We start from the raw sequence: 12,213 nt of genomic DNA, 5'->3' as shown, positions 1-12,213 counted from the left end.
AGGCTTGTTTGCGCCGCCACGATCGGAGACGGACCGCATGAGCTTTACCCGCAAAGGTGCTTTTGAGACCCATCCCGCGCTTGCCCGCAGGGTGGCCCTGAAGCGTTCCTTCGCGCGTATCGTCCTGTTTTTCGAGCGGCTTTTGCCTCGGGCGCTTGCCCCGGTCGGCATCGTTGCCCTGTTTTTCTCCGCATCGTGGTTCGGCATTTTCCGCCTGTCGCCAGATTGGTTGCGCTGGGTACTGCTTGCAGCGTTTCTTTTCGCACTGATCGCAACCCTTCTGCCCTTGGCGCGGATTCGTTGGCCAAGCGCCAATGAAGCGGACCGTCTGCTGGAGGATCGCAACAATCTTCCGCACCAGCCGGTCGGCGTGCAGGAAGACGAGCCAGCCTTCGAGACCCCCCTATCCCGCGCCTTGTGGAAGGAACACCAGATCCGCATGGCGAAGCGGATTGCAGCGCTCGATGCGGGCCTGCCGCAGCCGGATATCGCCAAGCACGACCGTTTTGGCCTGCGAGCCATTCCGGCGCTCGTCTTTACCGTTGCGCTTGCCTTCTCCTATTCCAACCGCGGCGGCAGCCTGGGCGATGCCTTTATCCCCGCACCTCCGGCACCCAGCATCAATCCCGACCTGCGCATCGATGCGTGGCTGACCCCGCCTTCCTATACCGGGCGCGCACCGGTGTTCCTTACCGGCCAGCAGGCGCAGAACAATAACGGCAACGTGTCGATACCGCAGAACTCCGCCCTGACGGTCCGCGTCACCGGCGGTGAGGGCGAAGAGGCGGTGGTCTTCACCACGACCGCCAACAAGCAGGATGTGACGCTCCAGACGGAAGAGGCTAAGGCCGCGGCGAAAAAGGCTGCCGAGCAGGCCCAGAATGACGCTAATGCTCCAGTCGACCAGACCGCGAGGCCTCAGCCGCAGGCAGCACCGGCAAACGGCAACCAGCCGCTCGCACCGCGCACCTATGCCATGGCAATTAATGAAAGCGGCAATCTTACCGTCAACGGCCAGAACTGGATATTCAACGTCATCCCCGATCGCGCGCCGGAAATCGCTTTCGAAGGCCAGCCGAAACGCTCGGTCAATGGTGCGTTGGAAATCGGCTTCAAGGCCAAGGACGATTACGGCATTCGCGAAGCCCATGCGCTGATCGAGCCTGCAGGTCCGCAGGATCCGGCAACCACGCCTCTCTATCCGTTGCCGGAATACCGGCTCGATTTACCCCGCCAGACAAAAGGCCAGGAGATCAAGGGCCTCACCAGCCGCAGCCTGATCGAACATCCGCTGGCCGGAAAGCGCGTTCGCGTGACGCTGGTCGCAACCGACGGCGCCGGCCAGACGGGGCGCAGCCCGGTGCATGAAATGATCCTTCCCGGCCGCGGTTTCTCCGAGCCTCTCGCCGCAGCCGTTGCCGAACAGCGGCAGGTCTTTGCGCTCGACACCCGCCAGATGCCGAAGGCAATCGCGCTCAACGAAGCGCTGACGATCCGCCCCGATGAGACCATTCCGAACCTCGGCCATTTCCTGCTGATAGAATCCGCCCGCGGCCGCATGAAGCTTGCCCGGGGCGAGGAGCAGTTGAAGGAAACGGCTGATTATTTGTGGGAGATCGCGCTCGGCGTCGAAGACGGCGACCTGTCGCTTGCAGAACGCCGCCTGCGCGACGCCCAGCGCAACCTCTCCGAAGCCCTGCAGAACGGCGCGAACGATCAGGAGATCGCCCGCCTGATGCAGGAAATGCGCGAGGCGATGCAGCAATATATGAACGAACTGGCGCAACGCATGCAGAATGCTCCGCGGGCGCAGCAGAACATGCAGGCGCAGAATGTCATCCGCCAGCGTGACCTGCAGAACATGATGGACCAGATCGAAAATCTGGCCCGTTCCGGCAATCGCGATGCCGCCCAGCAGATGCTGAACGAATTGCAGCGGATGATGAACAACCTGCAGGCCGGACGCCCGCAGCGCGGCCAGCAGGGCCAGCAGCAGCAGAACAGCCAGATGCGCCAGCAGATCGACAAGCTCGGCGAGATCATGCAGGAACAGCAACGGCTGATGGATCAGACCTTCAAGCTGGATCAGGCGCTGCGCGACCGCATGCAGCGCGGCGACCCCGACGATCAAGGTGAAAGCGAACAACAGCAGTCGCAGCAAGGCCAGCAGCAACAGGGGCAGCAGGGTCAACAAGGCCAAGAGCAGCAGGGGCAAGGCCAGCAAGGTCAGCAGAACACCGACCAGATGACTGCCGAACAGTTGCGCGAGGCGCTGAAGAACCTGCGCGCCCAGCAGGAGGGCCTCGGCAAGAAGCTTGGCGAATTGCAGCAGGGCCTTAAGGGTCTAGGCATGCAGCCCGGCGAAGGCTTCGGCCAAGCTGAGCGTGAAATGGGCAATGCAGGCAAGGCTCTGGGTCAGGGTCAGGGCGAACAGGCTGTGCAGGGACAGGGCAATGCGCTCAATGCCCTGCGCCAGGGGGCCCAAAACATGATGCAGCAGATGATGCAGGCCATGCAGGGCCAGCAAGGGCAGCAGGGCGAGCAGAATGGCGAGGGCGAAGGCATGGCCAACCAGGGCGGCCAGAACGGCCGCGACCCCCTTGGCCGCCCTCGCGCCACGTCAGGCCCGGATTTCGGCGATCAGGTGAAGGTCCCCGACGAGATCGACGTGCAGCGGGCGCGAGAAATTCTCGACGCCATTCGTGAGAAGCTCGGCGGCGCGTTGTCGGGCGATGCGGAGCGGCAATATCTGGAGCGTTTGCTGGAGATCAGGTGAGCGTAAAAAAGCAAAGGCGGCGCAAGCATTGCCCCTCATCCGCGTGCCGGCACCTTCTCCCTGTCATGGCGGGGAAAGGAGCGGCGACCTCTCCATCCATCTCTGGCGTCAAACGGGGCACGTCCCCTCTCCCCGCTTGCGGGCCGAAGGACGGGTGAGACCCGTGGCCAGCCCTGGTATGGGCTAGGGTCAGTGGCAGCTTATCTCAGATAGATTTCAGGCAGCCTGCGACGACACACCCGCAAGCGCTCTTGCCACCGCTTTGCGGATATCCGGCAGCGCAAACGGCTTCGGCACGACGTCAACGATCTTGCTGGCGAGGTCGTCGGCGCGTTCCCGCTGCTCGGCATAACCGGTCATCAGCAGGATTTTCATCTCCGGAAAGCGGGCGGAAGCCTGGTGGGCGAGTTCGATCCCGTCCATGACCGGCATGCGGATATCGGAAAGAAGCAGATCATAGGAGCCCTCGTCGAGCTTCTCCAGTCCTTCTGCCCCATCACCGGCTTCAAAGGTCTCGTGACCGTCAAGCCGCAGCGCGCGTGCGACGAAGCGGCGGAGAGATTCCTCGTCTTCGGTAATAAGGATTCTGGCCATAGCGATCATCGCTCCCTGTGTTTCAATTCGGGAGCAAATGACCAGACTTTCCTTTTCGAGGAGTAAACGGAGCCCCCGCGGAGGCTCCGGATGGTTAACGCCTTGCCACCGCCGGAATGCGATTTCTTACCTCCCGACGCCCGTCCAGTATCAGGCGTCGCCGGTAACGACGCCGACGAACGGCAGTTCGCGGAAGGCATAGGCTGCATCCATGCCGTAGCCGACAACGAAATAGTCGGGGCATTCGAAACCGACGTAATCGGCTTCCAGCTCTTCCTTGCGCTTGACACTCTTGTCCAACAGTACGGCGATCGTCACGTTGCGCGCGCCGCGCTCATAGAGCAGTTCCTTGGCGAATTTCAGCGTGCGACCGGATTCGAGAATATCGTCGATCAGAAGCACATCGCGGCCATGCACGTCGCTGTCGATATCCTTGACGATGCGGACACCCTGCGACACCGTGCCCGTGCCGTAGCTCGACAATGTGATGAATTCAACTTCCGGGGCAAGGCCCGTCTCATGCAGCGAGCGCAGAAGGTCGGCCGCGAAAATGAACGATCCCTTGAGGATGGCGATGACCAGAAGGTCCTTGGTCGGACCCTTGGCGATCTCGGCCGCGATGGCATGATTGCGCTCAGCAATCTGCTCGGCGGTGAATAGCGGTTCGATCTGCTTGCCGCGCACGACTGGCATGAGGCTCTCCTGCGTGTCTCTCAAAGACGCCGCGATAGCACAATCGGCCCTGCTAAAGAAAGCTTTCAGGCTCCGCGCCCGGCCAATGAGAGCCTCAGATCGGGAAGTTTTCCACCGGGATGGGGTACGCGCACGGAAAAACCATAGCTTTCGCGGCCACCGATCTGCGAGGCAGAGGTCGAGATCAGCGTGCTTGCAACCACCGTTTCGCCCGAGAGAAGATCGGCACGGATCGACGGCATGTCGAGGCGGCCTTCAGTGCGATTCTCGACGATCCCGTTGATCAGGAGCACCCGCATGCCATTCGCATCCTGCGGCGTCATCGTCACATGGGTGATATCGAGCGCCGGCCCTGGCTCGGTCGATGCGCCCGAAAGCAGCGAGAAGCCGCCGAAAACCGTAAACACCGTCACGACGACGCTCGCGACGACGGCAACGAAGGCATCCGGCGACAGACGCAGGAGTTTTCGTTCGATTGCGCCGATCATGCCGCCGACAATGGTTTGGCGAGGCATGGCTTTGGCTTTGCGCGGTCGGCGATCGTTCGAATAGGTAGCAGCACGGCGGCGAGCACGATCGTTGACCGGCACGAAATGCGCGTCCTCGACCTCGGACGCCTTTACGAATGGCTTGGGAAACCGGATGACCTTCCCTTTGCCGTACTTCTCGTCACCCTCGGGCGGAAGAATATCGATCGGCATCTTGGCGCGGGCTTGGCGACGGTCCTGGAAGGTGCTCATGGTGCCCTCTCCGCCTACCTCCTCTTTACCCCTGATCAGTCTCGATCAGGCTTGAGAGGTCGGGCATTGAAACAAACTCTCCCCAGTCGTAAACTGATATGGTTAACGCTTTCCAAATTTGGCCTGAAAATCGCCCTTTTGACTGCTTGATTTACCCTTCGTTTACCCGCGGCGTTAAGAGATAGCCGCTGAAGCTTCACACAGCCAAGACAAGGTCGCCGGTGATCCATTTCGAAAATGTCGGTCTGCGTTATGGCATGGGCCCGGAAATCCTTCGGGACATGACGTTCGACATTCCCAAACGATCCTTCCAGTTCCTGACCGGCCCCTCGGGCGCGGGCAAGACGACGCTGCTTCGGCTCCTGTTCATGTCGCTCAATCCGACCCGCGGCATCATCCGCATGTTTGGGCGCGACCTGTCGCAGATCCCGCGCGACGAGTTTCCCATGCTGCGCCGCCGCGTCGGCATCGTCTTTCAGGACTTTCGTCTTCTCGACCATTTGACGACTTACGAGAATGTCGCCCTGCCGCTGCGGGTCAGGGGCAAGGATGAGGCCTCCTATCGCAATGACGTGATCGACCTTTTGAAATGGGTCGGTCTTGGCGAACGGATCAACGTACTTCCGGCAATCCTGTCGGGCGGTGAAAAGCAGCGTGCGGCAATCGCCCGTGCCCTTATGGACCGCCCGGAGATATTGCTTGCCGACGAACCGACGGGCAATGTCGACCCGCCGATGGCGCGCCGCCTGCTCAGCCTGTTTCTGGAATTGAACCGACTGGGCACCGCCGTCGTTATCGCAACGCACGACCTGGCATTGATGGATCAGGTCGACGCGCGACGTATGATCCTGACAGATGGACGGCTCGACATCTATGAGTGACGCAGGCCGAATGGGAAGGTCGCAATTTCCTGAAGACGAAACCACCAATAGCGGACGCCAGGACACCGCACGGCGCCGCACAGAAATGCACGTCCGCTCGACAGCCGCAATCCTGCCGCCCGCCAACATCCAGGGCAATGCGCTGATGGTCGTCATCGCCATCATGGCCTTTCTTGCCTGTCTCACGCTTGGCGCCGTCAGCATGGTGCGCGCCACGGCAGCCGGCTGGCAAAGCCAGATCTCCCGCGAGATCACCATCCAGATCAAGCCGGCCGAAGGGCTGGACATGGATGCTGCGCTGAAAAAGGCGCGGGATCTGGCGCTGACATTCGTCGGCACCAAGTCCGGCACGATCATGGATGACGCCGCAACCGCGAGACTTCTCGAACCCTGGCTCGGCTCCGACCTGCAGCTGGACGATCTGCCTGTGCCCCGCCTCGTCATCATCACCATCGACGAAAGCAATCCGCCGGATTTCGAGGGGATGCGCGCATTATTGAAGACGGAAGTGCCGCAGGCGTTTCTTGACGATCACCGCACCTGGGTCGACCGGCTCGTTTCCATGGCCCGCACCACGGTCTGGATCGGCACGGGCGTCCTGATCCTCGTTTTCACCGCGATGATCCTGACGGTAATCTTCGCCACTCGCGGCGCGCTTTCCGGCAACCGCCATATCGTCGAAGTGCTGCATTTCGTCGGCGCCGAACGCACCTTCGTTGCGAACGAATTTCAGAAACACTTCCTTAAGATCAGCCTGAAGGGCTCCGCGGTCGGCGGCGTGGTCGCAGCGCTCCTCTTCGCCACGGCCAGCCTTTGGCAGTCAAATTCCCGTGCGACACCGGAAAGTGAGCAGGCCATGGCACTGTTCGGATCGTTCACGATCGGCTGGAACGGCTATCTCGGCATCTTTGCCACAATGCTGATCATCGCCCTTCTGACCACGCTGACGGCGCGTTTCACCGTGATGCGGACGATCGACGAAATCGACCTCGTAAGATCCGATCCATCTCGCTCAGATGGACTGCCACCATCCTGACATTCAATCATATTACCTGGTAACGTTTCGAGGACTATTCACCGCCTCAATCTGCGACTAATGACAGGTCATGAAATTCGGCTGGAGCAATCGCTGGACGCCCGAAAGCCGCCCTCCGGGCAGGCCGGAAATCGGGCTATTGTCGCGCCAGAGCGCCTTGCGGCGGTTCGCAAGGCGACTGATCATGCTGGTCTTTATCTGTGCGGCTATCCTCGGCGGTGGTTTTTTGTGGTTTGCTGATTCGGTCACGTCGCTGCGCGCGCCCGATGGCGTAAAAGCAGACGCCATTGTGGTTCTTACCGGCGGTTATCTTCGCATCGAGCAGGCAGTCGGCCTGTTGCGAGACGGCGCGGGTAAGCGACTGCTGATTTCAGGTGCCCATCCCTCCACCACGCCGACCCAGATCCGCAAGGCAACCCAGGCATCTGCTGACCTGTTCAAATGCTGTGTCGATATCGGTTACGATGCGATCGACACGATCGGCAATGCCAACGAGATCACCCGCTGGATCCATGACCATGGTTACAAATCCGTTCTGGTCGTGACCAACAACTATCACATGCTGCGCAGCCTGCATGAATTGCGCCGCGCCGATCCCGCAACCGAATTCATTGCTTATCCGGTGGTCAATGCCGACCTTGCCCGTCGCGCCTGGTTCGCGGAACCCGACACGCTGCGCACGATGCTGTCGGAATACGGAAAGGTCGTGCTCGCCTCACTTCGGGACTGGCTTGGCATGGCGCGCTGGACCGGGCTTCGGACAGAAGAAGATCCTGACAAAACCAAGAACCCTTCTCCCTGATCTCGCACCGAGAACTCTTTTTTCCGTGCCCGATCTCGTGTAGGCAACGCGCAATCCTCAAAGGAACCCATCATGCTGTTGCTGCGCTCGATCCTGTTCAATACCGCGTTCTATACCAACACCATCCTGCGCATGATCCTGCTCTCGCCGGTCTATTTTCTCTCCCCGCGCAAGGCAGCCTTTCGGGTTCCGAAGGCCTGGGCAGCATCCAACAACTGGCTGATGGAAAAGATCGTCGGTGCGACATTCGAGATCGAGGGTATCGAGAACATCCCCGAAGGCGGCTGCATATTCGCGCCGAAACACCAGTCGGCCTGGGACACGTTTGCACTGCTGCCCTACCAGCGCGATCCAGTCTATATTCTGAAGCGCGAACTGATGTGGATCCCGCTTTTCGGCTGGTATGTCGCCAAACAACGGATGATCCCAGTCAACCGTGGCGCTCGCGGCAAGGTCATGGTCGAGGTGATGAAGCGCACCCGGCAGGAAATGGACAACGGCCGCCAGTTGATCATCTATCCGGAAGGCACGCGCAAACCGCCCGGCGCCCCGCCGGAATACCGTTACGGCATCGCCCGCATCTATCGCGACGTCAAGGTTCCGGTTGTGCCGATCGTTGCCCATTGGGGCTTGTTCTGGGGCCGCCGCAAACTGGTGAAGCATCCCGGCCGCTTCAAGGTCCGCATCCTGCCTCCGATCGAGCCGGGCATGGACCCGGATGCCTTTTATGCGCACCTGATCGAGACGCTGGAAAAGGCGAGCGACGAACTGCTGATCGAAACCGTAGAGGCCAACCCGCACCTGCCGTTGCCACCGACTGCGGTAAAGCGCTTGGCGGAATTGCGGGCTCAGTCGGCGGCCTGAGCCGTTTACGGGCTGACAGCGTCCCCGACTGCCTCCAGCCATAGATCGCGAATACCCATCTGCTTCAGTTGCGCCACCGTGTTGAGCACATAGGCATCGTTCGGCCCGGACTGACCATGCGATCGCAATACGACTTCCGCCGCCTCCTCCACGCTGAGGCTCCCGGCATATTGCTCGTGGTGGCGGTCGACCACATAGGTCACGGCCTGCACGCGACGCCCGCCCGGCAGGCCGATGGGTAGGATGCGTTCCTTGTAGACATTGGTGATGAGTTCACGTTTGCGCAGATAATCCAGCGCATCGTCACGATCCTTGTCGTCAACCCTGAATGCCATGCCCCGGCAGGACCCACCCCGGTCCAGTCCCATGACGAGACCTGGGTTTTCTGCGGTTCCGCGATGCGCGGTTGACCAGATGCAAAGCGAGCGGCGAAACCCGTGAACGCGTGCAGCCTCTCGTTCCACATAGGGAAATCCCGGGTTCCACATCAGTGATCCGTAGCCAAAGACCCAAAATTCGTCCATATCGCACGCCATGCCATCATTTTAGTTTGCGTCGCACCATTGGGAGAACAACATGGCAGCGTCAAGCCGATCCGGCACCAGCAGAAAACTCTGGTTTCTTGCGAGTGCCGTCGTGCTCGTCATCGCAGTCTACACCGCGGGCTGGTTTTATGCCGCCTCGGCCCTGCGCGAAAGGACGCTGCTTCTGCTCGGTAGCCAAGCGGATGCCGGTATTTCGGCCAACTGCGAGAATGCCGAATATCGCGGTTATCCCTTCCGCATCGGGATGTTCTGCTCGAAGGTAGATGTCGACGATACCGTCAACGGAATATCCGCAAGCTTCGGCCCTCTGCGTTCGGCAGCTCAGGTCTACAATCCGGGCCATATCGTATGGGAGCTCGATGCGCCGTCGGAAGTGCGCACCGGCCATGGCCTTTCCGTCGCCAGTACATGGGAAAGCCTGCAATCCAGCCTCGTGACCAAGCTAAAGGGCGTCGAGCGGGCCTCCATGGTCATCCAGAAGCCGAAGACGACCATTCAGTCTTCCGCCAGCGGGCAGGCTTTCGATATCGCGGCTGACCAGTCAGAAATTCATCTGCGCCAGAATGGTGCGGATCTCGACGCCGCCATCCAGCTGCAGAACGCCACAACGACAGCCAAGGGCCTGCCGCAGCTTCTACCCGCCACCAATACCAGCATCGACGTGACGCTCAAGGACCGCGCCGGTGTTCTGGACGGAAGCGACCGCAACGGACTTGCGCTGCATGGTTCGGAAGGAGACTTGCGCGAATTCAAGGCCGATCTTGGCCAAGGCCAGGTACTAACCCTTTCCGGTCCATTCTCCTTCGACGACAGGGGTCGCATGTCCGGCAAGATGAAGCTGAGGATTGAGGATATCCCGGCCTGGCAGGACAGCCTGAGCCGCGCATTTCCGGGCCTGGAATCGACGATCGGGACTGCGGCGAACATGCTGCAGGCACTAGGCGGCGGAGAGAAGGCTTCCCTCGATATCACAATCCGCCGCGGCAAGGTGTTTGCCGGTGGGCTGATCCCGATCGGCGAAATCCCACCGATCTAAGCGATTGCAGCAAAAGTGTGCAGCGGTTTTGCGTCCGCAATCGCGCACAACAAAATGGCTTTTCCGCCCCTACTTCTTCGTATCCAGCGAGTGGCGACCAAAGTCCGGCGCATCCACATCCTGTCCGGCCTGGACGATCGAACGACGGATCGCGCGGGTGCGGGTAAAAAGTTCGAACAGCTTGTCGCCCTCGCCCCATCGGATCGCCCGCTGCAGATAGGCGAGATCTTCGGAAAACCGCGCCAGCATTTCCAGGATCGCGTCCTTGTTGTGCAGGCAGATGTCGCGCCACATGGTCGGGTCGGACGCCGCCAGACGGGTGAAATCGCGGAAACCGGAAGCGGAATATTTGATCACTTCCGATTCCGTTACCGTTTCCAGATCGTCGGCGGTACCGACGATATTGTAGGCGATGATATGCGGCAGATGCGACACGATCGCCAGCACCTTGTCATGGTGCTGCGGGTCCATGTCGTCCACCCGCGAGCCGAGCGCCATCCAGAAGGCTTTCAGCCTGTCCAGTGCGTCAGCATCGGTATCCGGCAGCGGCGTGAAGATGCACCAGCGATCACGAAACAGACCGGCAAAACCGGCATCCGGGCCTGACTTCTCCGTGCCTGCCAGCGGATGGCCCGGAATGAAATGCACGTTGTCCGGCATATGCGGCGCCATCTGCGCGATAACGGATGCCTTGGTCGAGCCAACATCGGTCACGATCGCACCCGGCTTTAGCGAGCTGGCAATCTGCTTGGCAACGACCTCAGATGCGCCAACGGGAACCGAAACGATGACGAGATCAGCATCCTTGACCGCATCGGCGGCCGACACGGTGTATTCGGTGCCGAGCTCCAGTTCTTCGGCGCGGCGGAGCGTTTCCTCGCTGCGCGTCGAGACGACCACATGTTTGGCCAGCCCGAGCTGCTTGACGTCGCGGGCGATCGACGAGCCGATCAGGCCGATACCGATCAGCGCGATCCGCTCGAAATGCACGTCACTCATCATTTCCGTCCCATGAATTCGCCGAGCGCTTCAATGACGCCGCGATTGGCTTCTTCCGAGCCGACCGTCATGCGCAGTGCATTCGGCAGGCCGTAACCCTTCACCATGCGCAGGATGTAACCGCGGCTGGTGAGGAATTCGTCGGCATCCGGTGCACGCTTGCCGTCGACATCCGGAAAATGGATCAGCACGAAGTTGGTGACCGAAGGCGTAACCGTAAGACCGATGGTCTCGAAGGCATGGGTCAGCTTGTCCTTCCAGAGCAGATTGTGCTCGACGGCTTCCCCGACGAAGTTCTGGTCGCGGATGGCTGCGGCACCGGCGGCGATTGCCGGGGCATTCATGTTGAACGGACCACGCACGCGGTTCAGCGCATCGAGAATGCCGGCCGGGCCATACATCCAGCCGATACGAAGTGCGGCAAGGCCATAGACCTTCGAGAACGTGCGGCACATGACGACGTTCCTGTTCTGCGAAACCAGCTCGACGCCCGCCTCGTAGTCATTCTTGCGCACATATTCCGCATAGGCCGCATCGAGCACGAGAATGACATTCTTCGGCAGGCCGGCATGCAGGCGGCGGATATCGGCGACCGGAACATAGGTGCCGGTCGGATTGCCAGGATTGGCGATGAAGACGAGCTTGGTCTTGTCCGTAACGGCCGCAAGGATCGCGTCGACGTCGACCGTGTAATCCTTCTCCGGCACTTCGATGGCCGTCGCACCGGCGCCCATGATCTGGATCTTGTAGACGAGGAAGCCGTGCTGAGTGATGATCGCCTCGTCACCGGCACCGAGATAGACGTGACACAGCAGGCCAAGAAGTTCGTCCGACCCATTGCCGCACATGATATTTGCGACGTTCAACCCATGCACGGAAGCAATTGCCTCGCGCAGCGCCATCGCCTGGCCGTCCGGATAAAGCTCCAGATGACCGGCCGACTGGCGGAAAGCCTCAAGCGCCTTGGGGCTGGCGCCAAGCGGCGTTTCGTTGGAGGAAAGCTTGAACACGCGCGCAACGCCGGGAGCATGTTCCTTGCCGGGTACATAGGCAGCGATATCCAGAATGCCTGGACGCGGAACGGGCTCACTCACAACGATGCTCATCGGATCAACCTTCTTGGAAATGCCTGCAGTGGCAGGGATGTGAGACGGATTAAAGCCGAAAACGATTGTTGTCGAGAGTAACTGTCGGAACGATCGGCCCCAAAACGTCTTGAAGATGACTGGACTGCGATGGAGGAGACG

General features: G+C 60.6%; 12 protein-coding genes. 6 read left to right on the top strand and 6 right to left on the bottom strand.

Annotation, left to right across the window (positions count from 1 at the left end):
* Positions 1 to 37 precede the first annotated feature (37 nt).
* Positions 38 to 2,776 carry a TIGR02302 family protein gene (locus ACI3K0_RS18655; RefSeq protein ID WP_404945919.1) on the top strand — a complete coding sequence of 913 codons (2,739 nt, stop codon included), beginning with the start codon at positions 38 to 40 and terminating at the stop codon, positions 2,774 to 2,776.
* Positions 2,777 to 2,992: 216 nt separating this feature from the next.
* On the opposite strand, the gene ACI3K0_RS18650 is transcribed toward ACI3K0_RS18655, so the two are convergent.
* The 3 genes from ACI3K0_RS18650 to ACI3K0_RS18640 form a co-directional block, all read right to left on the bottom strand.
* Positions 2,993 to 3,370, bottom strand: coding sequence for a response regulator (locus ACI3K0_RS18650; protein WP_148148230.1), 378 nt, complete (start codon positions 3,368 to 3,370; stop codon positions 2,993 to 2,995).
* Positions 3,371 to 3,520: 150 nt separating this feature from the next.
* Positions 3,521 to 4,063 carry a hypoxanthine phosphoribosyltransferase gene (hpt, locus tag ACI3K0_RS18645; protein ID WP_148148229.1) on the bottom strand — a complete coding sequence of 181 codons (543 nt, stop codon included), beginning with the start codon at positions 4,061 to 4,063 and terminating at the stop codon, positions 3,521 to 3,523.
* Between the two features lie 65 nt (positions 4,064 to 4,128).
* Entirely contained in the window at positions 4,129 to 4,803 is a 675-nt protein-coding gene (locus ACI3K0_RS18640; protein WP_404945918.1) for a hypothetical protein, read from the bottom strand.
* Between the two features lie 221 nt (positions 4,804 to 5,024).
* Between ACI3K0_RS18640 and ftsE the strand changes: the two genes are divergently transcribed.
* The 4 genes from ftsE (at position 5,025) to ACI3K0_RS18620 (ending at position 8,386) form a co-directional block, all read left to right on the top strand.
* Positions 5,025 to 5,684, top strand: coding sequence for a cell division ATP-binding protein FtsE (ftsE, locus tag ACI3K0_RS18635; protein ID WP_183686322.1), 660 nt, complete (start codon positions 5,025 to 5,027; stop codon positions 5,682 to 5,684).
* Between the two features lie 85 nt (positions 5,685 to 5,769).
* Positions 5,770 to 6,720: an ABC transporter permease gene (locus tag ACI3K0_RS18630; RefSeq protein ID WP_244654445.1), complete on the top strand. Its 951-nt coding sequence runs from the start codon at positions 5,770 to 5,772 to the stop codon at positions 6,718 to 6,720.
* Positions 6,721 to 6,790: 70 nt separating this feature from the next.
* Positions 6,791 to 7,522, top strand: coding sequence for a YdcF family protein (locus tag ACI3K0_RS18625; protein WP_148148225.1), 732 nt, complete (start codon positions 6,791 to 6,793; stop codon positions 7,520 to 7,522).
* A 72-nt stretch (positions 7,523 to 7,594) separates the two neighbouring features.
* Positions 7,595 to 8,386, top strand: a complete 792-nt coding sequence (locus ACI3K0_RS18620) for a 1-acyl-sn-glycerol-3-phosphate acyltransferase (protein ID WP_206828101.1) — start codon at positions 7,595 to 7,597, stop codon at positions 8,384 to 8,386.
* Positions 8,387 to 8,391: 5 nt separating this feature from the next.
* On the opposite strand, the gene ACI3K0_RS18615 is transcribed toward ACI3K0_RS18620, so the two are convergent.
* Positions 8,392 to 8,910 carry a gamma-glutamylcyclotransferase gene (locus tag ACI3K0_RS18615; RefSeq protein ID WP_206828103.1) on the bottom strand — a complete coding sequence of 173 codons (519 nt, stop codon included), beginning with the start codon at positions 8,908 to 8,910 and terminating at the stop codon, positions 8,392 to 8,394.
* 52 nt (positions 8,911 to 8,962) lie between these two features.
* Here ACI3K0_RS18615 and ACI3K0_RS18610 point away from each other — a divergent pair, with 52 nt between their 5' ends.
* Positions 8,963 to 9,967, top strand: a complete 1,005-nt coding sequence (locus ACI3K0_RS18610) for a DUF2125 domain-containing protein (protein WP_404945917.1) — start codon at positions 8,963 to 8,965, stop codon at positions 9,965 to 9,967.
* Positions 9,968 to 10,036: 69 nt separating this feature from the next.
* Here ACI3K0_RS18610 and ACI3K0_RS18605 read toward each other — a convergent pair whose 3' ends face one another.
* Positions 10,037 to 10,966, bottom strand: a complete 930-nt coding sequence (locus ACI3K0_RS18605; RefSeq protein ID WP_404945916.1) for a prephenate/arogenate dehydrogenase family protein — start codon at positions 10,964 to 10,966, stop codon at positions 10,037 to 10,039.
* A complete protein-coding gene (gene hisC, locus ACI3K0_RS18600) occupies positions 10,966 to 12,072 on the bottom strand; it encodes a histidinol-phosphate transaminase (RefSeq protein WP_404945915.1) in 1,107 nt (368 codons plus the stop codon). Before hisC ends, ACI3K0_RS18605 begins: the two co-directional genes overlap by 1 nt.
* Positions 12,073 to 12,213: the final 141 nt, after the last annotated feature.

It is taken from the genome of Rhizobium sp. ZW T2_16 (assembly GCF_044987325.1).
In the GTDB taxonomy this organism is placed as follows: domain Bacteria; phylum Pseudomonadota; class Alphaproteobacteria; order Rhizobiales; family Rhizobiaceae; genus Neorhizobium; species Neorhizobium cellulosilyticum.
Note: the sequence above shows the minus strand (reverse complement) of the source record. Positions and strands in the feature narration are given on the sequence as shown.

Coding starts and splice junctions, on each gene's coding strand:
- ACI3K0_RS18655 (WP_404945919.1), top strand. CDS start 38: ATGAGCTTTACCCGCAAAGGTGCTTTTGAGACCCATCCCGCGCTTGCC.
- ACI3K0_RS18650 (WP_148148230.1), bottom strand. CDS start 3,370: ATGGCCAGAATCCTTATTACCGAAGACGAGGAATCTCTCCGCCGCTTC.
- hpt (WP_148148229.1), bottom strand. CDS start 4,063: ATGCCAGTCGTGCGCGGCAAGCAGATCGAACCGCTATTCACCGCCGAG.
- ACI3K0_RS18640 (WP_404945918.1), bottom strand. CDS start 4,803: ATGAGCACCTTCCAGGACCGTCGCCAAGCCCGCGCCAAGATGCCGATC.
- ACI3K0_RS18630 (WP_244654445.1), top strand. CDS start 5,770: ATGCACGTCCGCTCGACAGCCGCAATCCTGCCGCCCGCCAACATCCAG.
- ACI3K0_RS18625 (WP_148148225.1), top strand. CDS start 6,791: ATGAAATTCGGCTGGAGCAATCGCTGGACGCCCGAAAGCCGCCCTCCG.
- ACI3K0_RS18620 (WP_206828101.1), top strand. CDS start 7,595: ATGCTGTTGCTGCGCTCGATCCTGTTCAATACCGCGTTCTATACCAAC.
- ACI3K0_RS18615 (WP_206828103.1), bottom strand. CDS start 8,910: ATGGACGAATTTTGGGTCTTTGGCTACGGATCACTGATGTGGAACCCG.
- ACI3K0_RS18610 (WP_404945917.1), top strand. CDS start 8,963: ATGGCAGCGTCAAGCCGATCCGGCACCAGCAGAAAACTCTGGTTTCTT.
- ACI3K0_RS18605 (WP_404945916.1), bottom strand. CDS start 10,966: ATGAGTGACGTGCATTTCGAGCGGATCGCGCTGATCGGTATCGGCCTG.
- hisC (WP_404945915.1), bottom strand. CDS start 12,072: ATGAGCATCGTTGTGAGTGAGCCCGTTCCGCGTCCAGGCATTCTGGAT.